Source organism: Bacillus sp. NPDC077411 (assembly GCF_044543425.1).
Lineage (GTDB): Bacteria > Bacillota > Bacilli > Bacillales > Bacillaceae_G > Bacillus_A > Bacillus_A bruguierae.
The window spans coordinates 24,973-47,671 of sequence record NZ_JBITWA010000023.1; the positions used below are offsets into that span (position 1 = coordinate 24,973).

Consider the following 22,699-nt stretch of genomic DNA (forward strand, 5'->3'; position numbering starts at 1 on the left):
CACATAGGTATCAGTTAAAGGGACCTTTATTAAAGGGTAATTGTGAAAAATTGTTTTGAAGTGCGTTATCCATACGCTCGAACTCGTTAGCTACAGAATGAATGTTGCTAACGGCTTGTTGAAAGGCGCTATAAAATTGTTTCGTTAATTCCAAAGCTTGTTGATTCGCTTCTTGGGCTTTAGCGTTGACAGATAACGTTGTACGTTCCGATTTGGTTATGGATCTACTTGTGGCACTTTGAATCGTATTGGCAGCTGTTCCCATTTGCGTTGCGATTTGTCCTGCCGTTTGAAAATTACTTTGAAATTGTCCCATCGCTTGAATCCTCTCTCTCTTTTTCTGTCCAGTCTTTCTGAGTTTATTCGAAGGCCTCCATACTTCTACATAACTTTACAAACTATGAAAATTATACCATATAAAACGGTTTTTTTATGAATAAATCCCAATGATTGTATATTCATCCTCGAAGCACTTAACTGTGTTAAATAGTATAGTCGCCACAGTCTTTCTGATGTAGCCTGTTTCCATCTCTTTCAAACGTTTGGACAACGGATTAAGTTTTATTTAAAAGGTTTTCGGAAGAAGAAATTAGAATACTACTAACTGAGGTTTTACGTTATCGGAATAAATAGGAGGACTTCCACAGTGCCATCAAGTTAGGATTTTGAAATGCACGCAAAAAAGCCGTTCTCCTATAAACTATGGAAAGCGGCTTTTGTAATGTATCATTTATTATGAACATCCCTGTTCATGTAACAAGGATTAAGATTTATTCGCTATTATCATAAAACGTTTTGAATTCGTACGAATCCCTTTTTCAGTGTTGTTTATTGCAATAAATTTTTTCAAAATGTCAAAGTCCTCTTTCGTTTCACCAAATCTTGGTATGATCGGTGTGTGTTTTAATAGAAAAATGAGGTCTTCAGGTGTTTGGTAATAGTCATTCCCATCATACTCTAAAATTTGCACATCAGCAAAACCTGCCTGTCCTAGCTCACGGACATATTTTTCTTTTAATGTGCCATCTTTCTCCCCTAAGCATTGTCCTCTTCCAAACGCTTCTTTTAAATTCAATTTATCATGTTCGCTAACTTGCTGTGTTAAGAAGATACCGTTCTTTTTGATCACTCTTGCTACTTCTGCCGCCGTAAAAGGAGCATGGCAACTAGACACAATGTCAAAAAAGGAATGCGGAAACAACAAATTTTCGGATTCCATTTTGCAAAATCTAACGTTTGAAACACGTGCTTTTTCCAAGTTAGACTGTGCTGTTTCTAACATTCCACTTGCATTATCAATGCCAATCATGAATAAAGCAGCCGATGCAATTTTTAGTATATTCTCTCCCCCACCTGTACCAATATCGAGCAACACATCTGAGGGTTTGCATCTTCTAATTACTTCTTCATAAAAATCCCAAGCAGCACCTTCAGTTACATATTTGAGTTTACTAAAATCCCAGCCATTTGATCTTCCGACTGTATCATAAAAGTTTTTATAATCTAATTCATTCATTTTGTATATCCACCTTCCAAAAGAGTATAAAATCTAAGGTTATAAGACTTGTTACTGAGTCAAGCCCGCTCCTTGCTTTAATAATGGTGACTCCCGAAACAGATTCAAAGTTTACATTTCCGAAAAAGGGCAGACTTCTCCCTTGATGGCTGGTACGCGTTTTACCCAACCCGAAAACTAATTACTTCGAACAATACGGAAAGACATCCACTTCACCCCATTTGAAAGATTATCTTTATTATACTCTATGACATTTTTTGTGTACATTGTAAAATACAGACTATTAGATAAATTGTTCTGTTATCATAATGCCAAAAGAAGATCTACATACAAAAACGAAACATAGCTAATTCATAATATTATTAATCTAAAACCTTTTTGTTACAAAAAAATACAGAATATAATTCCAAATTAATATGAAATATTGCATATATAAATACATTGAAGTTTATTTAGGTGCTCATTATAATTTATCTAGTATAAAGCTTTGTACGTAATTATTTTAATATTTTTAGGAAAATATTTGAAAAACAAAAAAGTAGAGGGAAAATGAATGAAAATTTTAAAAGGAATGCTAGTGTCTACAGTTGCAATTACAGCTTTTACGGGACTAGGAAAGACTACTCATATAGTGAGTGCTGCTTCAAACAATTCAGTAGTACAGCAAAAAGAAGCTAATGTAGAAAAAAAAGATGAAAAACAAATCATTGTAAAGTTTAAAAATGAGATCAATTTACCGTATGAGGATGGTATAGAAAAGCGAATAAAACACGAAAAAAATGATGTGGTACTAGAAAACTTTTTTTCCGAATTCCCAGATTTAACATTAACTCGCTTATTTACTTCTGTAAGTCCGGAAGAAATTCAAAATCTAGATAAAAATGCGAAAACCGATAATAATAATTCATCTTCTAACCTATTAAATTATTATATAGTTCAAGCTTCAAAGAATGTACAAGCAGAAAGATTAGTAGAAAAATTAAAACAATCACCTTTGATAGAGGATGTATACATTAAAGAACTAGAAAATTTAACACCGCCTGAAATACAGCTGCCAAATTTATCTCTTAACCCCTATGATGACCCTAGATTTAAAAACCAAGGATATCTAAAAGAGGCACCATATGGTATTAATGCACCTTATGCGTGGGGAATAAAAGGGGGAGATGGAAAAGGTACAACATTTGTAGATATGGAGTATGGATGGGTATTAAATCATGAGGATTTAAAAAATCAAAATATTGAACTTATGTCTGGAATAAATACAGCAGATCACGCTGCACACGGTACCTCAGTTCTGGGAATTGTTTCTGCGGAAGATAATCAAATTGGTAATATTGGTATCGCACCAAAAGCTACAGTAAAGGTAATCTCTCAAATAAGGGATAATGGTCAGTATAACACAGCAGATGCCATATTAAGTGCTGTAAATCATCTAAATGCTGGTGATGTTTTATTGTTGGAGGCACAATCATCTTATGTTGGATACGGCAAACAATATTTACCAGTTGAAGTGCAACCGGATATATTTGATGCGATTCGTACTGGAACAGATAAAGGAATCATAATCATAGAGGCTGGGGCAAATGGTTCAAATGATTTAGATCAATTTAAAGATATAAATGGAAAACAAGTCTTGAATCGTAATAGCAAAGATTTTAAAGATTCAGGTGCAATCATGGTCGGAGCTGGTTCATCAACCGTTCCTCACGAACGTTTATGGTTTTCAAATCATGGAAGTCGAATTGATGTATATGGGTGGGGGGAAAATGTAGATACAACTTCTGCAGAGCCAAGTAAACGTGTTACAAATTTATATACGTCTAGTTTTAATGGTACATCTAGCGCTTCACCAATTATTGCTGGGGCAGCCACTTCCATACAAAGTATCGCTAAGGAACGTTTGGGTCAACCTTATAAACCAAGTGAGTTAAGAGCTATCTTAAGTAACACAAACACAGGAACACAATCTAAAAATCCATCTGTCGATAGAATTGGTGTTTTACCAGATTTGAAAGCTATATTATCAGATTTGGGATTTAAATCAAACGCATCTGATTCAGAATCAGAACATCCCCAGACTGGACAAATAACAGAACAAGAGCCAAATAATCAGCCTATACAGGCAAATATATTAGATTTTAATGCAACTATTAAAGGAAATCTTAATGACAATGATAATGTAGATGTGTATACTTTTAATATTGATTCCCAGCGCAATATTGATATTTCTACATTAAATGAAAAACAGATTGGAATGACATGGACACTTTATCATGAGTCAGATCTACAAAACTACGTAGCATATGGACAAAATGATGGTAATATGATCAAAGGAAAATATGAAGCGAAACCAGGGAAATATTATTTATACGTCTACAAGTATGAAAATAAAAATGGATCGTATTCATTAAACGTAAAATAGATTTTATGCATAAAGGAACTCCAAAAATGAACTGTACTCCAATTGTTAGACGCAACTAACAATTGGGGTGCAGTTTTTTATGACCAAATCTCCTATCATTCTCAGAGATTGATTTGCAGCGTAAACATCTATTAAGTTGCTTTCATGATACGAAATCAACTGTATTATTACATTTTCTGTGAGTTACTTTGTACCTCACATCACGATTGCTCCCTCTACCCCCTAATATGCAATATTGCATATCAAAATGTATTGATAAAAATGTAAGCGCTTACTATAATAAGAGTATAAAGATAAAATCTTAACACAAAAAAAGAGGAGGAAATCATATGGCAATCGCAATGGCAGTTTTAAAATTTATCGGTGGAGTACTTCCATTCGTACAAGAGCTTTTAAAAGCATTTATGTAAGTTCATTATTCAGCAATTATTTATAAAAATTATCATACAAGTGATCTGTATATCAAAGATGAATTGATGTGCAGATCACTTGTGTGAGCAAAGTCCCTTTAGGTGAAGGGGCTTTTTTTGATTCCTAGATATATAGATTGCTGATAAGTGGGGGTATGTTAACTGATAACCGCCTATAAGGGATATACTCAGGAATTCCATAAAAGTATTCCCTTTGTGCTGTAGTAAGAAGTTCTCTCGTTTTTAACTTCCTATTCTCCTTTTTTTATAGAGTGGAACAATGGTCTTGCAATTTAACCTTAAAAAGCCCCTCTTACTTCTATGCTTGTTTCAAGAAAAAACATAAAATATAACAAAACCCACAAAGAGATTCTTCTCTGTGGGTTTTTGTCATTTCAAAGGAGCTTGGGGGAAGCTCGATTTGATTAATTTTATTTTTCTAACACATCTGAACGAACTAGTTTTAAATCATCTGTTTTAATTGCACCTGTTGAAGTAGATGATGGTTTAACTGTCGTAGCTGTATCCCAATACCCTCCACCTTGCCAGAACTGTGCGAAAGGTGAATTGATAGTTTTATTTACAACTCCAGCAACTACAGAACCTGGTTTTAAGCTATATTCAGCAGTAACTTGGTATAATGCAGCTGTAATTGTTCGATCTGAATCGTTAGTCAAACTAAATTTACGTGATACCGTTTGTTCTTCACTTAGAGAGATGCTTGTACCAAATGTACTTTGGAACTCATAACTTGCTCCAACTTCAAAAATATCTTCAATACCCACGCCAGCATTTACACCTACAGTGTGAGCAAATGATTGTGATTGTTCTTTCGTCATCCCTGTTTTGATGTCAAATGTTACTTCATATCCTGTATTTTTAGCTGGAATGGATGCTGATCCACCAGGGACTTTCTTAAGGTATTTCTTTTCAGTTAATTCAGCATCTTTTAGTGGATTAAATGGTGTCTTCGCTGAATAACCAATTGTTACAGCCTTTTCAGCGCCCCAATTATTGTCACCCCAAATGACTTGGATTCCAAGCTCATCTAAACTTTTCTTTCCAAATTCCTCTAGAATGGCTCTTTTTAAGCCACCTTCACCTTGGAAAAATTCTGGTAACCAAAATGAATCTTCAGCTTCACTTTTTTCGTAGTATTTAGATTGTAATATTTTTTGTACATCAGGATCATTTGGATCTTGCGCATATCGAGTTTGGAAAAAGTTTTCTAATGTTTCCAAAACAAGTCCTTTTACAAAAGCCTCTCCATAAGTGCTTCCAAAATACTCTTCTATTTGAGATTGACTATATCCCATGAATTGTAAATCATAATAAAATCTTGGTGGTGGATCCATATGCTTTAGCTCTTTATTTCTCCAATCCCCAATAATTTTGTTGTTATTTTTATAAAAATAATCTAAATATACATATTGAAGCGGTTTTGCATCCTTAATATGAGGCGGTGTAACAGATGGAAAATTCGCTCTAATAATATTATTATTGATATAATTCGCATCAAATTCTTGATTTACAACGGAATTTTCTTCAGATACTTGTCCCTCTTTAAGATTTAATGATGGGTTTTCTTTTTCAACAGAAGTAATGGCACTAGAAGCTGAAGATACTGTACTTGCTTCTGCTTTTAAAGAAATAACTGGACTTGCTAGAACAGCAAATGCTAATGCTGCTGGAATTACTTTTTTCTTATAATTCATATTCTCTCTCCCTTTCTTTCATCATTTCTACAAGATTACAAAAAATGAAATTATACTGTACATTGCTTATACTTTTTACTTCGGCTTAAAATAAAACTATTTCCACTACAGTTATCTTAGTATACAAATCTTTCAATTTACTTTCGTAAATATTACAAAAGTCTTTCAACCGTATTATTTCTTTCATTCGGACAATCCCGAATACCAATTTCCCCCTTGTACATTTCAACTAGCAATTTTGTAATAGCTAGTCTGGGTTCAGTGCTTCAGTAGCATAACCTTTGTCAAATCATAAGAAAAGCGATCCTTCCTATTGAAGAATCGCCCCCGCTCTTTAAGCAATCTTTTTCAAAAGCTTTCGATTGAATAAGATATGGATTACTGTTTAAATGAAAAAAAGCATTTCTGACTTAACTAAAATGTGTCCCTATGACTATACTAACCTTAAGGAGATGCTACAATCTTAGTAGCACCTCTACTTATTATTTCTACACAAATAGGTTGTATACAAAGTTGAAATCTTGTTAGAAAAACCAACTTATTGGTGAAGTAACTGGGCCAAAAGTTGTTATAAAAACATCCACTATTGTTACAATATAATTACCATTCAAAAGAAACAACTACATATATATTCAGGAGGAGAAATACTTTGGAAATAGATAATATTAAAAATATCCTAAGAAAAAAAGCAACTATATTTCAAACAGGTGGAAAAAGACCCGATCTATCTATAAATGAAAGTTGGATTGGAAAGATTCCTTATTCATTGCCAAATGAAACGTACCCAATCGACCGTTATCAAGACAAAATGTATGCAATCATGATGCTTAATTTAACTCAGGTCCCTTTTGTTCCAGAAGCATTAAAAGATATAAAAGTCATCGCAGTATTTCTTTCCCCAAACTTTGCTAAAGATTTATCCAACTTATCAGGAAGTTTTTGTATTAGAGAATATGATTCTTTAGAGGAATTAGTACCGAATGAAATGTCATTTACGTTTCCAAATCTAAAACCATTCCCTTTAATACCAAGATTAGTAACCGATGAGTTTCCAGAATGGGATACGGAAGATTTCCCCAATAACATACAAGATAAAATTTTAGAACTTGAAAACACAATTGGGATTGACTACTACGAGGATATGTTTGAAGAAAATCGTTATATACACAAATTAGGAGGTTATGCTACCTTTGCTCAATCAGGTATCCAATGGCCCGCCGATTATGAATTTATTTTTCAAATAACAGAAGATCCAAAAGCAAAGTTTGGAATTATTCACGGCGGCGGTATTTACTTTGCCAAAAATAGTAAAACAAATGATTGGATCGCACATTGTGATTTCTTGTAGGAATAGAATATGAAGGGACCACGTTTTTACTACCTAAAAAAAGAGGTGATTATTATTGAAAAAATTTTTAGTGGCATTCGTATATACTATATTAAGTCTATTAGTTTCAATGAATATACTTCAACTGTACTATAATCAAGATATTTGGAGAGAAGAAGATTATGTTAATGCTTTTATTCACAGCTTTATTAATGCTATGCAAATGACAGTTGTTGTTTTGTATATTGGAGTTCCTGTAATTTTACTTGGGTGTGTTCTCGGAGAGTTATTATTTAGATATATCATTTTACCTAATAAACTACATTTTAGCATTTCTTTACTACTATACATCCTTCTAGGCACAGGAATTGTATTTGTATTTGGGATTGTACTAGGGGCAAATACAGCGAACATATTTACTATTGAGATGATGCCATATATGGGGCTGACTGCTATTTGTTCTATTACATTTTTCGTGAGCAGAACCATGTATGAACGAAAATGATAAATCTATACCCATAACGAGTCAAAAACGCTATTCTTTTTAAAAAAATATACAGAAAAGATGACTTTGAATTTGCTGCACAACTAGGGATCATTTCTTACGTAAGGAAAGGGTATAAGGGGTTATTATGAAGAGAATGAAAAATATAATGTTGTTAGTGGTATGTTTCTTATTTTTAAGTGGTTGTAATTATAAAAATGAAGATCAGATAAAAAAATATATAAAGAAAAAACATGGCATCGATGTTGTTGTAACAAATTGGGGCGCTAGGGGCGCTATAGATGCAGGGGATATGGGACATACATATCATACTGTTCAAGCAAAAAACAACAAAAATATTCAATTTCGAGTAGAGGTAGATGGTATCTTCTATTCAACAATCCAAGGTGATGAATACCAATATGGAAAAAATACATATGAGGAATATAAGAAATTCAAACCAATTTTAAGAGAGATTAAAAAGTTAGGCTACGAGGAATGTGAAAAAGAAAATGCTCTTCAGTATACACTTGAATATGATAATAAGGGAGGAAAACCAACTGATGAGTTGTTATTAACTTTAAAAACAAGTAACAAGATGGATTATAGTCAATTTGAATCGGCAGAATTAGATCGTTTATATGCTCTATTCCAACTCATTCAGAAGAGTAATAAGAAGATAACAGAACTTAAAATTAAGGATTATAATGGTGAAGATATAGGTTTCCCTTTTTATAATGTGCAAAAAGTTATAACGAAAGAAGAACTGCTCCTAAAAATGAAAAACACTTTAGACAGTTATTGGACATATTTGATTCAAACCCAAACAAAAGTAGTAGACAGATTAAAAGAAGTTCAAAGCGACCGTTTTGTATTTAAAGATATTACTTGTTCACATCCGAAAGATGGGGAGTGTCCGGGGTATAAAGTGAATTTAGTTATTAGTAGTACGGAATTTAAAAACGATCCCCCTTTAATTGAGGATTTGACAAAGGTGACCACTATCCTTAAAGAGGAACTATACAATAAAGAATTTACCATATGTTTAACCAACAAGGATGGAACAAGATATAAATCCTGGTTATCATCAGAAGAAATCAAACAAAGTAATAACATCGAAGAACTTGTAAAAAAACGGTATCCCGAGGAATAAATCTAAAGCACTTTTTACATTTGTTATTTGGTGTGAACGCATGATATAAGTTAGTAAAATAAATCATTTGTATTAATAGTGTAAGAGCATATTTTGAAATATGCTCTTTCTTTTTATGCATTTGCTAAGATCAATAACATGACTAAGTCTACTTTTATGTATTGTCAAACGGAAAATAAATGAAATTCCCCTTTCAAAAGAACATAAGTTCGTATATAATAAGAACAAACGTTCCAATTCGTAGGAGTGATTACTTTGTATGACTATTCTCTATTACCAAGCTGCCACTCCAACCGCGGAAACATATATGAGATGTTCGAATTCCATAACAAGATTAGCTCTACAATAAGATTTTCACCGATATTCTATTAACAATTGCTCTCTAGATATGAAACAAACAGCAAATATATTAACAATTACAATGGATGGTAAAAATTCGATTATGAGAGGTGCAAGTTACATACAAGGGACTACACAACATGTTAGAAACACATGATTAGGAGGAAATAAAACATGAATAACGCAAATATGCCAAAAGATAGGAAAATGGTGAAATGGAGTCCGTTTTCTGCAATACCAGAACAATTTACTGGAATCCGCAAAATTATTGAGGAAAAAACGAAAATATCACGACCAGTATTAACAAAAGAGGCGAAAGAGAGAATTGAAAACAAGTTATTATGCTCATTCCTTTCAGAAGAAGAAATATTAATTACTTATTATGAGGATGATCATCTACTTACAAACTATATAACTGTAATTGGCATAGATCCTTTGAATAACTCTGTAATATGTACAGACGCATTTTATCATAAAATGACTTTTAAGTTTATTGACATTATTGATGTACAAGGAATAAATGTTTGAAAATTCATACCTTTCTCTCCATATATGATATTATAAATATATATCACTTCATTTCGTTTACTAGGGGGATTATTTTAGTGTTTTGGAAAATATTTTTTCTTTGTGCTAGTTTAATATTGAATATATGTGCGTTTCCTGCCGCAATGTTTCTTGGTACAATGGCAACAGATGCTCCTGGAAGCGGTCTTACCGAATTTTCCATTGGATTCTTTATGATTCAGGGAATCCCTCTTATTTTACTCATCATTAGCATATTTTGTTTGGTAAGGAAGCCGAAAAGTAATCAGAAAGCCAATTGAATGTATTGTAAAAAACAATAGAAACTGTAAATAAAGGTTTACTCCTCATACATATATGTATTACGCGATTCTATTTTCTGGTTATAACATAAAAATAGGAATCGAGTGATCCGCACTCAATTTCTGTGGTGAAATCATTTGCCAACAGAATACCTAATAAAAGAATCCTGCTTTGTGCAGGGTTCTTTTATTTTGCCTTCAACATAAAGTGTAATACTATATAAGCCATCTTCCGTGTGGAACATCCTCTTTAATGTATATAAAGAAATTTATCGGAATAGGCCCAATATATATAAAGTTACACAAAAAATAATATTTGCTACAATTGTATTGATGTGTATCATTTGATATTTCGTTCATCGTACCCAAATATGCAATATTGCATATTAAAAAGTGTTGATAAAATTGTAAGCGCTTACTATAATAAAAGCATAAGGATTAACCACATCTTAGCACCTACGAAAGAGGAGGAAATATTATGGCAATCGCAATGGCAGTTTTATCATTCTTAGGTGGAGTAATTCCATTAGTTCAAGAACTTTTAAAAGCATTTATGTAAGTTCATTATTCCGCAATTATTTATAAAAATTATCATACAAATGATCTGTATTGCAAAGATGAATTGTTATGCAGATCATTTGTATGAGCAAAGTCCCTTTAGATCAATGAAGGGACTTTTTTAGATTTCTATATACTTAAACTGTTGATAAGTGAAGTTATGTTAATCCAGAAAAGATAATTCAATACAATCGAAATCTTAGATAGAAAGATAGTGGTAGATTGACAGAATTATACCCACTTTATGTAAAGAACATACTACAAATAACCCTATCAAGTTCTAGGATTTAATCAAACCATTTGTCTCCATCAGTAATCCATTTACTGTTATGTAAATCAAAGCATGGATCATAATCATGAAAACTAAAGTAGGTAGGCATTTTAACGCTTGTACCACCTGCTTTATTCCAACACGCAGCAAACCATTCCACAATAGCTTCTGTTTCAATTTTAGATAGTTCCTCACCATTTTGATCATAAAACTCCCAAAATTCATCTGATTTGCCATCATAGTATTCTATATCTTCTATTAAATCGTGACTACCTGAAAAGATGCTGCTATCGCTCCCTTCATAAAAGACTTCACTTGCTCCCCCGTCCATGGAATACATTATAATGGACATTCCAAACCCCTGAACAAAAGCTGTGAAATCCAATAAATCTATTCCCTTATAATAATTAAAATGAATTGTCTCTTTTATATTTCGAATCAGATTATCGGAATGTTCTTCAAGACCCTTTTTTAAAGAACTTGTGTAATTTTCTATTGTAAACAAACGATTCACCCCATATTCTAATTAAATTTCCAATATATTCCCCTCATCTAATAATACAAAAATTAAGTATTAAAAATATGCACTACCTCGTCAAACATACTCTCCCATCCTTAGAAACAATCCCAATTGTATAACACATCTGAAAAGTCTAATCGAGCTAAGTCATCTTTATTAATAAAAAAGTTTGCAACACCCGAATCTCCCCACATAATTCCTAAATCATCATCTGTATCAATCTGTAAAAGCAGCGTATCATATTTGCTACCCTCATCTCGTGGATCATACTGTGTAAAGAACGGATACCCACCAATCCTATGTCCTATATTACTCATATGATCAACGTATAACTCCCATAACTCAACCGTTCTATCACCGTCTTGTACCTCTTTTTCTCCCTCAAAACCCACAAGGAACTCACTTCCGAATCGATAATCACAAGTTGTAACTGGCTGTAATCTTTCTTCAAATACAAGTTTCGCTTCCAAAGGAGAAATGAACTCTTCTTCATCTTCCCCAATATCATAGTTAAACTCAGTAACCAATTTGCTTTTGTCTTTGATAATATCTTGACGATATATAACTCTAAACCCTTCTTGGGTTGTAGGATTATCAAAATCCGCCCCAACTAGATCATCTGTAGCATCTACAAAGAATTGCAAGATGCCCTTTGTCGGCATGTTATCGATATGCGGCACATCTTCAAAATTAATTTGTGCCAGCAAACGCAATGCCTCCCCTTGTTTGTTTTTAGGCAGTTCCTCACCAATTAGCAAATAAGGATCTCCACCAATTTTACTCCCCCATAACTCTGTAGTCCCTACTTTACCTGTCATTTTTAGTGTGGGTTTTAATGATTTTAAAATATCCTCTTTATAGCTTTTTAATTGTTCTGGAATATATAACTCTGTATCTTTCATTTAGAATCCCCCCCTTGTATTCATCAATGCCACCTTGTAATAAGAATCGTACTATTGAATCGCCAATATTTTTTGGAGTGAATACAAAAATATGATGAAGGTACTCAAATTTAGTAAGTAATTTAGAAAACTGGGATAAATTACTTACTTCTCTACTATCCTTAACACTAAATACGTTATCACTCAATAAATTGCTAAATAATTCAAATTGAATAAGTTGATAAAATAATCCTGAAAACGCATAGTCTAAGTTTTTATTTAACGTCACATGAGCTCTAGCTTTCTCTTTACACCAATTTAACAAGTCTTGATTTTCTGGCTTTCTTAATTCCTCCGCAAATGCTAATAAACAAGCATCATAAAAATTCCATTCAGGAAGAAAGGCGCCATCCTTCCATTTTCTAAGTTGTGCATACATTGGAAATAAGAATAAGATTGCGCCTAATGCCAATCGAATTTCTCTTCTCTCAAAAAACAGATTCGAACGAGGTGAATAAACTGGAATACCTCTTTCTTCTAAATAACGAGAAAGATTCAATATTTTTGAATTCTTTACTGAACGAAAAAGAAATGCAACTTGATTCCAATCAGAAATTTTGCCTTCAGTTTTCATTGCTTGAAGAAATAAATATACTTCACCCTCCCAATCGCCTAGGCCGTTTCACCTGAAACTTTAACAATAGTTTTTTGATTTACCTTATTCGATTCGTGTGCAGTAATTTTTTTATCAAAACGATAAGTGATACCGTTTTGTGACCAATTGTTCTGTTCCATCCAATGATTATAAAACTGAACAATTGCTGGATTTGAGCGATAGTTAGTAGAAAGTTCTACTTGCTGACAAATACCCTTCGGGAAGTTTTGTGAAAATTCTAAAACATCACGGATTATAGCTCCCCTAAATCGATATAAACCTGATCATCATCACCAACAACATAAATATTTTGCTGTTTACCTGCTAGTAAAAACATTAGCTTCTCTTGAATCGTATTCGTATCCTGAAACTCATCAATCATTAAGTAGTGTAATTTTTCGTTTAGATTATTCCTTACCTCTTGATGATTCTGAAGAAGCTTATATGTTTCAAGTTGAATTGTTGAAAAGTCTAATGCATTTTCTTCAATTAATAATTGCTCATAAACTTTGTAACATTGTCCTAAAACTCTTAACCTTGTGTCCTCACAAGAGATCAGTTTATCAATATCAACTATTTCCTCACTTAATTTATTAATCCATTTTAATAATTCTTGTGATTGATTCCAACTCGATGTATTAAAATTTAATAATGATTCAATTTCATCTAACTCTAAAAATTGGTTTAATTTTTGATAAAGCATATACTATTGATCAAATTGATCCATATCATACTTCAGACCTTTCTCTTCACAAATATTATTTCCCACTATCGTAAATCTCCTTTTATTTACAACTATCAGAAATATTATACAAAAATATTATTAAGTAATTTATCTTAAAATTTTCCTTATATTAAAGAATCCCTATTCATTTCATTGTTAAATAGGGATTTTTTAATAAACTCCTATGATATTACCTTATCTATATTTAATTGATTAGTAGGAAAAATACTCTGTTCCTAATTCAGTTAGTTTATCAAAACGAGTTACTGCTTTACCACTAAAAATATTTTGACTTTTTTTATAAAATTCTTGTTTGTATAAAACTTTAATTTTATTTCTTAAGTATTCAATTGGATTTTGAAGTCCCAATATATAGTCTAAATTATTAGCAACACCTATAGCAATAAGCTCAAAGCTTGTAAGCATAACCTTTCCCTTAAATGTACCCTCTGTAGAATTATATTTTTTAAATGAATTTTCTCCCGTTGCTTTATTTAACAATTCAAAAGTCTTATCAAAAATTTCTTTTTCTTTGGCATAATCTAAAATTTCTTCTTTACAAAACTTCTGCATTTTCCTTGTTAATACAATCTTTATATCATCATTTAAAGTATAATCTGCTCCATCTTTAATGTTACCTCTTACACTCTTTCTATAAACAAAAAAGCGCAAAGCATATTCCATATCTTCTTGTTGATTTTTTGATGTATCACTAAGAGGAAGAGTATGAACAAAATCTGGATTTAACGATAGTTTTCTTAACCAAACATAAAAATCTCTATTCATCATAATTGCCATACAGTTTCTTATTTCTTGTGGTTCCAGTGTAGTTCCACCAGAATTTAGACGATCAAACAAATCATATTTTGCATCCTCTGTACTCTCATTACTAACACGAATAACTTTTACTTTTGAATATAAGAATTTATTCGCCAATTCAGAATTATTTTCAAATGCATATCTATTCTCACAACCTGGTACTGCATTACTCCATACTTTCCCTTGTAAAGCAGGTAACCTTTCTGTGCCTTCTAAAAAGTATGGTTTAACCCATTGATCATCCTCATCATAAAGAACACCCATAAATTGAAAAAACGTAGATAATCTTTGAACACCATCGATTACATCCCATGCAGCATCTTTCGTTTCTGCAACAAATAAAGGCGGAATAGGGATTCCTAATAAAATAGACTCAATTAATTTGGACTTTTGTTGTGGTGTCCATCTGTACAATCGTTGGAACTCTGGATGAATATCTAAAACCTTTCGAACATTATACATATTTAATAGCTCAGAAATTGTAATATCAATTTCATCTGTCTTAACTCGCTTTCTTTCTTCCTTAATTTGTTCCGTCAAATCACTTAAGGTACCTTGATTCTCTGGACCTTTAATTTGAATATCATTACCAACATCTAAAGAAAGCTGTTCTTGATAATCTCTCTTCAGACTTGATTCTTCATCATTTTCAACCTGTACTTTGTAAGTTCCTGTTGCTAAGGGCATACCTAATTGATAATAAATTTTAGCAACATCATCTTTTTCAATTTTTTTAACAATCAGATTCTCATCAATTTCAAATAAATTTGATAACTGAAACGCCCTTTTAGGTGGAATTTTTCTCTTCTCCCTAATCCAATCACTAACAGTTTGTTTTGATACCTCTAATACTTCTGCTACTTCTTGAAATTCCATACCCTTAGATTTAACAATTAATTCTAAACCTATCATAACGCCCTCCCGACTGACCGAATAAGTCTTTCTTTAAAATGCGTACTTTCCGTAAGTCAAATATACAACAGACTTACTGAGTAAGTCAAATGAATTTTATAATATTTTTCCAATTATAAAGCCAGATAATTACGAATAATTATCTGGCTTTATTTCAATTCTTCATTCATAATTTGATCAATTATCTCCTGCGTAGGTAAATAATCACCATAGAATTCACCTAATTTTTCAAGGGTTTTAAATGAAGGATACCGTAAACTTTTTAAATCTGCTACATTTACTTGTGTACTACCACTGAAAGTCCTAAAATAAAAATCCACAAGTGAAGAATTAAGGTATAAACATAGACCTTTAGCCAAGTTTAAATTATCAAAACCCGCATTTTCGATGTGAAAGTAATTCAATTTGTTATCAAATGCTACTTTTTGGTCTGGATTAATTGAGTTATCGAACATCGCTGCCACTATACGCTTTTTTTCTTCTTTAGATGTCATACGTTTTACTAAAACATATATACCCGACTTTCTAAATCTTTTATAATTACTCTCATCTTCGAGAATAAATCCGGGTTTTTGTCCTTCAATAGGCCACTCAATTTTACCATTACAAAAATTCTCCTGATAAATCATAGGAAATGCCCACAACTGCTGATTGAATAATAATATTCCGGGTTTTTCTCTAAAATCTACTACAGGACCTGTAGATACATTTATACCTAAATCCTCTAACCTACATGGTAACGAATGCATTTGATCTACAACCTTCTTATCTGTGGTATGAATTATTCTAATTAATTTTTCCGGATCAAGTGGAAAGATTACATTATCAAACCTTTTATGTGTTCTTTTAATTTCAGTAAAATCATCTTTTATTGACTCCGTTATTTCAATGGTATCATTCAGTTTTTGAGCTATTTTCTTTAAAGACAAAATAATTGTTTCCTGCAAAATATCATCATAAAATAAATCTTTTCTAGATTTAAAAATATGAATACGTTCTATTTTTACATTGTTAACTAAATCTTCTCTAAATGACTTAAAATATGTTCCACTACAAAAACTTCTTGGAACAATTGTAACTAATTCTCCTTTGGATTTTAATAATCTATACGCTACTGCCATAAAACCTGCATAATAGTTAGGAACATCGATTCCATTACGTAACAATATTTTTTTATGAATAGACTCGCTATTAAGCTTACGATATGGTGGATTCATTACTATATAATCGAATAACTTATTTTGTTTTACGTTCATCATATATTCAAGTGCATAACTTATAAAATCTTCATGCTTTATACTAAAATTAACTTCAATATCATAAAAATCACATAACTTTTGTACCTCTTTTAAATTATTGATTAAACTATCAGATAGTGTTACATCGATTTCAAAAAGTTCTACATTAACAACCTTAGGTTTACTTTTCCAAGTACATATAGAAGCAAGAAGTGCCACAGCTAGATTACCTGTTCCACAGCCAGGATCTAAAATATTTATTTCATTTTTTTTTACTGCATTAAACCTCGAACTCATAAATGTGGCTATAGATATTGGAGTAAAATACTGATCATTTTGCTCCTTATTTTCACTTCTAGCTCTATTAGAAGTTGTATCAATGGAACTTTTATTTATTCGATCTAGAAATACATCAATCATTAAGAACAACCTCCATAAAATTTAATTATATATTATTTATCATTGCCTTTAAATTACTATGTTTATTAAATAAAAAAAGCTTGAACTGTAAAATTACAGTTCAAGCCTAAAAACCACCTTATTTATTGATATGGTTCCGCTTAATTAATACTAAATACCTTTAAATAATTATTATTTACCAATACCAACAGGTCCTCTCCTAGCTCTGATGTTACCCTTTGAACACATTACCACTTATTCACTACTATACTGCATAATGATAGAGAACTACGTAATCTTCTTAGAGAGAACATAAAGACAACAAGCTCCACACATCTATAAATGGAGATATTTAGAATTCACAAAGCGTTTCACTACCTACCCATCTCCTCCAAAACCACCTTAAACAACACCGAAGAATTCCTCACAACCAAATCCAAAAGCAGCTCTCTAAATGTTCCTTCCTTCCCAATCATCACATTCCCCAATTCATAATCAATCCTAATATGAACATCTTGAACATGATAACTCTTAATGGCAGCTGCCCGATCCAAATATGAATGATCCAACTCAACCCTAACCTTCTTCGTAAACCTACGAAGTGTTCGCCAAAGAATTCTTTCTTCATTTGACTTCATAAACAACTCTGGAAGTTCTTGTACATCTTTTAATAACGACATGTTCGTTAGTGTGTATACTTGAATTCCATACCCTACTGGACGAATAAGATGACCAAGCTTTTTCCATGGAAATAGTTCAAAATAAACGTAATCGTTTGTTTTGCTGCTCGACAATTCATGAATTTGATTTCGCTTTTTGATTTGAACATTTTTAATTTTTGCGACGTACTGAATACCACCGTTTTCTCCGTACCACTTTTTCGGTGCATACAATGCTACGTATTTCGCTTCTTGCCAGCCTTGTTTTAATTGTGAAACAGGAATATGATAGAAGCCTTCTTTCATATGTGCCTCATAATGTTCTTTGTTTTTCACAACGCCGACGAGTACCTTTTCATCTAAAGAAGATTGCCATTCCTCTCTTGTTCCCCTTGGAAGGATTCCTTCTTTTATAATTTCTTCAGGGCTTTTTTCAATTAAATGATCCAGAAATTGTTCTACTAATCTTGTTGCATTTGGTAAGAACGGAAACCCACCAATGTTCACTTTTTCAATGCTTTTATAGAAAGGATGATTCTCGTATTCTTCTTCTTGATTCCACGGAAATAGTACGTAAGCACCGTAAGCAGTTCGCTCAAATGGGCCTCCTTGGTCTACGACTAATGCATCCCGGTAGCGGTGCATCGTATTAATATCTTCTTCCATCGGGCCAGGAGTTCCATACTGTCTGTTATAATGCGAACCATCCTTTGCGAAATCGATTCGATATTTGGCATCGAAAATATACTGATATTGATAGTTTTTTCCCTTTTTCTCAATCGCAAGCATTGTATCTGGTTTTTGTGTGACTGTTGGTAATGCTTTGCTTCTCTTTTGAAAGTAAAGCTCAATTGTTTCTTTTGTTGCAGGATGAATAAATATTCGTTTTGCAGTGGCGCTTTCATCAAGTGTTACATATAGTCCATCCTGCCGCACTTTTATAATATCTTGCTGCACCGTTGCATATTTTTCCGATAAAATTTGTCCGAGCTTTAAATACGTCCAGTATTCATATAACCTCGCGACATCTTTTACAGACATTTTGAAGATCTGTCCTCTTAACGTTAGTCCTCGCGATAGCATTAAAAAAATTTGATACGCATCCCGGTAACCGGGTGCCATTTGAATCACAAGAGAAAAGACAGAACGATCCATCTTTCCGATTTCACTCCAAAACGGGTCATTTAACTCATTTTTCAATCGTGACTTCATCTTTTTTACGTTTTGAAGGAGATCCTCATCGACTGACAACCGCTTGAAGGTAGAAGCTGGTTCCAACGTTTTGTATAAATCATCCACTTTATGTAAAACCCTCTGCATCATCCACTTCACAAATCGATTCTCTAGTGTATCGTACGACACTTCTTTACGAGCTGTAATTCCTTTAGATGGGATCATATTTGTTCCTTGGAACAAATGTGGTCGTTTTCGTAAGTAATTCATTCCGACAGAGTCAAGACGACGAATTTTTTCTCCTTGTACGAGCTGATGCTTTGTAACAAGCGCATGATGTGGCTGCCTTTTTATATGAGAAATAGCCTTCATAAATCTACTAAAAGAGTCATTTAAAATACGATAAAATTCACTTTTAGAAGGATTAGAAGCTTGAATCGTTGATGCTCCTAGATATGTTCTTTTCAGTAAATGAAATGCTAAATTATATATTTCATCATTCACTTCTTCCAAAAGTGCCCGGTAATCTTCTTTATAATCAAGCTTGGATGGAAAAATCTCTAATTTAACTGTTAATAAAGATTTTTTATCGCCTCGAATTTCAAAGTCTGTATATCCTACTTCATTAGGAAATGAGAGGTTTCCCATTAATATCTTGAGTGGGCCCATTTTAGTAGCGCTAATTGCCTTTCGAAGTGATGGATGCTCATGATAAAAGGATAGCTCTTTATTATTTTTCGGAATAACAACTAACTGATAGCTCCTATTTTCAAAGAATATAGGCGGATGTTCTGTCCAATCTACTAGCTCTTTTGTTCGAACATCGTACACCAAAATAGAATCTGTCTCTCCAGATACATGAAAATACATCATTTCATCGGAAGCAATTCCTTGATGTTCTTTTAAACCCTCATATTTTTCATGATACGGATTTCCTTTGATGGTGAGTGATAAGTCTGCCGTCTCAATTTTAATAAGCTCTATATCATCATTAGATCCAGAAAGAGGTGAAACCATCGTATTCTAACCTCCTTAACATATGAGACAGCTTTTTCGCAGAACGTACATACTTAGCATTTGAAACATCTTCACCATCATATTCTCGATTCGAACATAGTTCATATAATTTCTTTAATGCCTCTTCTGTTCGTCCATCACTTCCCGTAATACGAGGTAAAATCTTTTGGTAAATTTGATAGTCTAATGCCTCGTCAAACGATAATAGTTCATTTTTTTCATTGTAAGCCATGTAAAAGCAAATCTCATCGCGTATCCGGTACCCAACTTGTGCTCCAATCGGTTCAAGAATTTCATTGATTCCAATTAAAATATGAGATACTTTCTTCACGAGATCTTTATTGAGCTGAAAGCATTCTTTCAAATGAAGAAACGTGGCTGTCAAAGAATTATTAGAAACACGCTTTGCCTGCACTTCTTCTGCATCCATTAAAAACTCAAAAGAATCTAACTTCACTTGATTAAATTCAATCGTATTCGCACGATCCAGTACTTTTTTACTTAACGGATGCGTTGTTTCATCCATATTAACGGTTCCAACGACGTACACGTTTGATGGGATCGTAATTCGTTTCCCAACAATCGATTCTGGAAGAACAGCCGATGTAACAATCTCTCTTCCTTCCCATTTCCGGCTTTCAATAACACTTAGAAAATCACTGAAATAGTACTCTACACGTGCTAAATTCATCTCATCAAGCACGACAAAATAAGGCTTGTCCGGATTCTCTGCAGCTTTTTCAAGAACTTGAATTAACGGTCTTTCCTGAAATTCACCTTGAATATTCACGTAGCCAAGTAAATCAGAGCTATCGCTCCAATCAGGGCGCACAGGAATCAATGTGAACTGTCCGTTTTTCTCAGTTGCCCCTAAGCTCTCAGCAAACCACTGAACAATTTTTGTTTTTCCCGTACCTGAAATACCAGACAAAATAACAAAGGGCTTCGTTTTTAAAGAGAGAAAAAAGTTAATAATGTCTTGCTTATCGTAATAGAAACCTTTGCTTTTCATATAAGAAGATACATGATCTACAATTTCTTTCCCATTCAAATCCATTTCTTTTTTCTCCTCATGAATGACTTCAGGATTAGTCCCTTTCTCCCTAAAGGCAATGTATCCCTCATAATAGCGAAGCATTTCTTTTAAATCTTCCACTAATTCTGCTTCACTTGGCATTTTGTCAACATCATATGGAATGTATGCCGCTGTAGAGTTTGCATATCCCTTCGCTTTTGGGCTTATACCAAGGAAAATATCATCATCTTTTTTTATTTTTTTAGACATATGTATATGTTGACGGATCTCAGACTTAATCTTTTCCATTTCCTCTTTAGAAGTTTCCGTTACTCCTTGCGCTATCGTTAAATATAGTCGCTTCATATCCTCACTAAATAAATAAACGATATAATACCCTCTCTGCGTCGATGTCGTAATATCTTTATTCATAATAGCGAGCCATGGAACAGCCGCCCAATTTCCTTGCCCAACTGAACCAGTAACAATGTATTGGTTATAATCTACAAAAGGTAAGCGGGTAATCTCCGTTGTCATTTCATTTCTAACAAAAGAACCTAGTTTATGACCTGCGAAGCTTTCTCTTCTCGCCTCTAAGTACTCATTCATAACAGTTAAAAACTTTTTACGTAAATTACTATTCATAGTATCTTCCTTTTCACTGTTCAATTTTAGATATTGTTTAGCAGGAATCCACTCATCATTAATTAATCCGACCTTTTCAAGCCACATTAGCAGGTTATGAGTTCGTTCCTTTGCGACTGATTCAACCATTAAGTTATCCCCACGTGAGTTTCGGACAATTATCATTCCTAAATCTACGAGGGCTTCTTTCTTCTGAGCTTTTGAATAGTTACTTGAAAGATCCAGTATAAATAGCGCAATTCGAAAATATTCATGCTTTAGAATCAAATCACGAATGAAAGTGTCTTTATGATTTGATTGCATATATTCATTCAAAAGCATTGTATTAATCTCATGATCTTCATTTAGAAAACCTAGTAATCTCAAGTCTTGGCGCCCTCTAGATTTGACTCTATATAAACTCCCGTCTATTTGTTGACTCAAATTTTGCGGATCATAAGTACCTTTTATTACCTCGTCTAAAAACACGATTACTTTATGATATTGCTCACACGGTAAGTCATCCGTTTGAAATTCCTTGAATGTAATGGCTGGTGAATTGTTACTTGTTGTTACTTTTACAAAAGGAAGTTGCGAAAAGAAAGCCAGCAAAAAAGCCCCCTGTCCGTTTGCTTGCAAAAAATCTTCAGCAGTTGCTGTGCGAACATTTATAAAATCTCGCCAAGCTTGCTGAAGAAGTTCAAAAGTTACCATAAAATACGGGTATGATCCTTCTCCTCTTTCATACCTCTCACGTGAGGACTCTGTTTCAACATATAGTCCTTTATCATCTATTTTTGTGATCCAATTTGGTTTATTGGTACTTACATCGTTCATCTGTTTTATTCTTCTGGAAAATTCAATGAGTAGTTTCTCTAGCATTTGCTTCCTCCATGACGATAATTCATTACAATTACTTCAAACATTTCTTTTTCGTTAATTGCGTAGGTTTAAGCCTCTTCATATCATTCTATTTATCTACAAGTATATAATTCCAAATGTAAATATTAAACAAATAAAGCACTATATTTTAAAAAT

Annotated in this window: 16 protein-coding genes and 2 pseudogenes; 7 read left to right on the top strand and 11 right to left on the bottom strand. The window is 32.9% G+C overall.

Annotation, left to right across the window (positions count from 1 at the left end; all coding sequences use genetic code 11):
• Positions 1-10: 10 nt before the first annotated feature.
• Positions 11-316, bottom strand: a complete 306-nt coding sequence (locus ACIGHG_RS21535) for a TIGR04197 family type VII secretion effector (protein WP_396550479.1) — start codon at positions 314-316, stop codon at positions 11-13.
• Between the two features lie 447 nt (positions 317-763).
• Positions 764-1,516 (bottom strand): class I SAM-dependent methyltransferase, encoded by a 753-nt coding sequence (locus ACIGHG_RS21540; RefSeq protein ID WP_396550480.1) that lies wholly within the window; start codon positions 1,514-1,516, stop codon positions 764-766.
• 553 nt (positions 1,517-2,069) lie between these two features.
• On the opposite strand from ACIGHG_RS21540, the gene ACIGHG_RS21545 reads away from it, so the two are divergent.
• Together ACIGHG_RS21545 and ACIGHG_RS21550 are read left to right on the top strand one after the other, a co-directional pair.
• Entirely contained in the window at positions 2,070-3,941 is a 1,872-nt protein-coding gene (locus tag ACIGHG_RS21545; protein WP_396550482.1) for a S8 family peptidase, read from the top strand.
• A gap of 227 nt (positions 3,942-4,168) precedes the next feature.
• Positions 4,169-4,351: pseudogene (locus ACIGHG_RS21550) on the top strand (hypothetical protein).
• 431 nt (positions 4,352-4,782) lie between these two features.
• Here ACIGHG_RS21550 and ACIGHG_RS21555 read toward each other — a convergent pair.
• A complete protein-coding gene (locus ACIGHG_RS21555; protein WP_336474156.1) occupies positions 4,783-6,066 on the bottom strand; it encodes a hypothetical protein in 1,284 nt (427 codons plus the stop codon).
• Between the two features lie 649 nt (positions 6,067-6,715).
• Here ACIGHG_RS21555 and ACIGHG_RS21560 point away from each other — a divergent pair.
• The 5 genes and pseudogenes from ACIGHG_RS21560 to ACIGHG_RS21580 all read left to right on the top strand — a co-directional run bounded on the left by ACIGHG_RS21560 (position 6,716) and on the right by ACIGHG_RS21580 (position 10,755).
• Complete coding sequence (locus tag ACIGHG_RS21560; protein ID WP_396550484.1) at positions 6,716-7,414, top strand: DUF1963 domain-containing protein; 699 nt, start codon at positions 6,716-6,718, stop codon at positions 7,412-7,414.
• A gap of 55 nt (positions 7,415-7,469) precedes the next feature.
• On the top strand, positions 7,470-7,898 hold the full coding sequence (locus ACIGHG_RS21565; RefSeq protein WP_396550485.1) for a hypothetical protein: 429 nt from the start codon (positions 7,470-7,472) through the stop codon (positions 7,896-7,898).
• 127 nt (positions 7,899-8,025) lie between these two features.
• On the top strand, positions 8,026-9,030 hold the full coding sequence (locus ACIGHG_RS21570) for a hypothetical protein (protein WP_396550487.1): 1,005 nt from the start codon (positions 8,026-8,028) through the stop codon (positions 9,028-9,030).
• Positions 9,031-9,543: 513 nt separating this feature from the next.
• Entirely contained in the window at positions 9,544-9,897 is a 354-nt protein-coding gene (locus tag ACIGHG_RS21575) for a YolD-like family protein (protein ID WP_396550488.1), read from the top strand.
• A 670-nt stretch (positions 9,898-10,567) separates the two neighbouring features.
• Positions 10,568-10,755 (top strand): annotated as a pseudogene (locus tag ACIGHG_RS21580) (hypothetical protein).
• 286 nt (positions 10,756-11,041) lie between these two features.
• On the opposite strand, the gene ACIGHG_RS21585 reads toward ACIGHG_RS21580, so the two are convergent.
• The 8 genes from ACIGHG_RS21585 to ACIGHG_RS21620 form a co-directional block, all read right to left on the bottom strand.
• Complete coding sequence (locus ACIGHG_RS21585) at positions 11,042-11,530, bottom strand: hypothetical protein (RefSeq protein ID WP_396550490.1); 489 nt, start codon at positions 11,528-11,530, stop codon at positions 11,042-11,044.
• Between the two features lie 110 nt (positions 11,531-11,640).
• On the bottom strand, positions 11,641-12,447 hold the full coding sequence (locus tag ACIGHG_RS21590) for a YwqG family protein (protein WP_396550492.1): 807 nt from the start codon (positions 12,445-12,447) through the stop codon (positions 11,641-11,643).
• The gene (locus tag ACIGHG_RS21595; RefSeq protein WP_396550494.1) at positions 12,401-13,060 is read right to left on the bottom strand and encodes a hypothetical protein; all 660 of its coding nucleotides are present in this window, start codon (positions 13,058-13,060) and stop codon (positions 12,401-12,403) included. The genes ACIGHG_RS21590 and ACIGHG_RS21595 overlap by 47 nt, the downstream gene beginning before the upstream one ends.
• A 274-nt stretch (positions 13,061-13,334) precedes the next feature.
• Positions 13,335-13,784, bottom strand: a complete 450-nt coding sequence (locus ACIGHG_RS21600) for a UvrD-helicase domain-containing protein (protein WP_396550496.1) — start codon at positions 13,782-13,784, stop codon at positions 13,335-13,337.
• Positions 13,785-14,018: 234 nt separating this feature from the next.
• A complete protein-coding gene (locus tag ACIGHG_RS21605) occupies positions 14,019-15,536 on the bottom strand; it encodes a GmrSD restriction endonuclease domain-containing protein (protein WP_396550498.1) in 1,518 nt (505 codons plus the stop codon).
• 149 nt (positions 15,537-15,685) lie between these two features.
• Entirely contained in the window at positions 15,686-17,194 is a 1,509-nt protein-coding gene (locus ACIGHG_RS21610; protein WP_396550500.1) for an Eco57I restriction-modification methylase domain-containing protein, read from the bottom strand.
• A gap of 353 nt (positions 17,195-17,547) precedes the next feature.
• The gene (locus ACIGHG_RS21615; RefSeq protein ID WP_396550502.1) at positions 17,548-20,022 is read right to left on the bottom strand and encodes a DUF2357 domain-containing protein; all 2,475 of its coding nucleotides are present in this window, start codon (positions 20,020-20,022) and stop codon (positions 17,548-17,550) included.
• Positions 19,997-22,543 (bottom strand): MrcB family domain-containing protein, encoded by a 2,547-nt coding sequence (locus ACIGHG_RS21620; RefSeq protein ID WP_396550504.1) that lies wholly within the window; start codon positions 22,541-22,543, stop codon positions 19,997-19,999. The genes ACIGHG_RS21615 and ACIGHG_RS21620 overlap by 26 nt, the downstream gene beginning before the upstream one ends.
• Between the last annotated feature and the right edge of the window lie 156 nt (positions 22,544-22,699).

Excerpts from the sequence above, each read along its gene's own strand:
- ACIGHG_RS21575 (WP_396550488.1), top strand. The coding sequence starts at position 9,544 with ATGAATAACGCAAATATGCCAAAAGATAGGAAAATGGTGAAATGGAGT.
- ACIGHG_RS21555 (WP_336474156.1), bottom strand. The coding sequence starts at position 6,066 with ATGAATTATAAGAAAAAAGTAATTCCAGCAGCATTAGCATTTGCTGTT.
- ACIGHG_RS21615 (WP_396550502.1), bottom strand. The coding sequence starts at position 20,022 with ATGGTTTCACCTCTTTCTGGATCTAATGATGATATAGAGCTTATTAAA.
- ACIGHG_RS21570 (WP_396550487.1), top strand. The coding sequence starts at position 8,026 with ATGAAGAGAATGAAAAATATAATGTTGTTAGTGGTATGTTTCTTATTT.
- ACIGHG_RS21605 (WP_396550498.1), bottom strand. The coding sequence starts at position 15,536 with ATGATAGGTTTAGAATTAATTGTTAAATCTAAGGGTATGGAATTTCAA.
- ACIGHG_RS21540 (WP_396550480.1), bottom strand. The coding sequence starts at position 1,516 with ATGAATGAATTAGATTATAAAAACTTTTATGATACAGTCGGAAGATCA.
- ACIGHG_RS21590 (WP_396550492.1), bottom strand. The coding sequence starts at position 12,447 with ATGAAAGATACAGAGTTATATATTCCAGAACAATTAAAAAGCTATAAA.
- ACIGHG_RS21535 (WP_396550479.1), bottom strand. The coding sequence starts at position 316 with ATGGGACAATTTCAAAGTAATTTTCAAACGGCAGGACAAATCGCAACG.
- ACIGHG_RS21600 (WP_396550496.1), bottom strand. The coding sequence starts at position 13,784 with ATGCTTTATCAAAAATTAAACCAATTTTTAGAGTTAGATGAAATTGAA.
- ACIGHG_RS21620 (WP_396550504.1), bottom strand. The coding sequence starts at position 22,543 with ATGCTAGAGAAACTACTCATTGAATTTTCCAGAAGAATAAAACAGATG.
- ACIGHG_RS21595 (WP_396550494.1), bottom strand. The coding sequence starts at position 13,060 with ATGAAAACTGAAGGCAAAATTTCTGATTGGAATCAAGTTGCATTTCTT.
- ACIGHG_RS21610 (WP_396550500.1), bottom strand. The coding sequence starts at position 17,194 with ATGATTGATGTATTTCTAGATCGAATAAATAAAAGTTCCATTGATACA.
- ACIGHG_RS21545 (WP_396550482.1), top strand. The coding sequence starts at position 2,070 with ATGAAAATTTTAAAAGGAATGCTAGTGTCTACAGTTGCAATTACAGCT.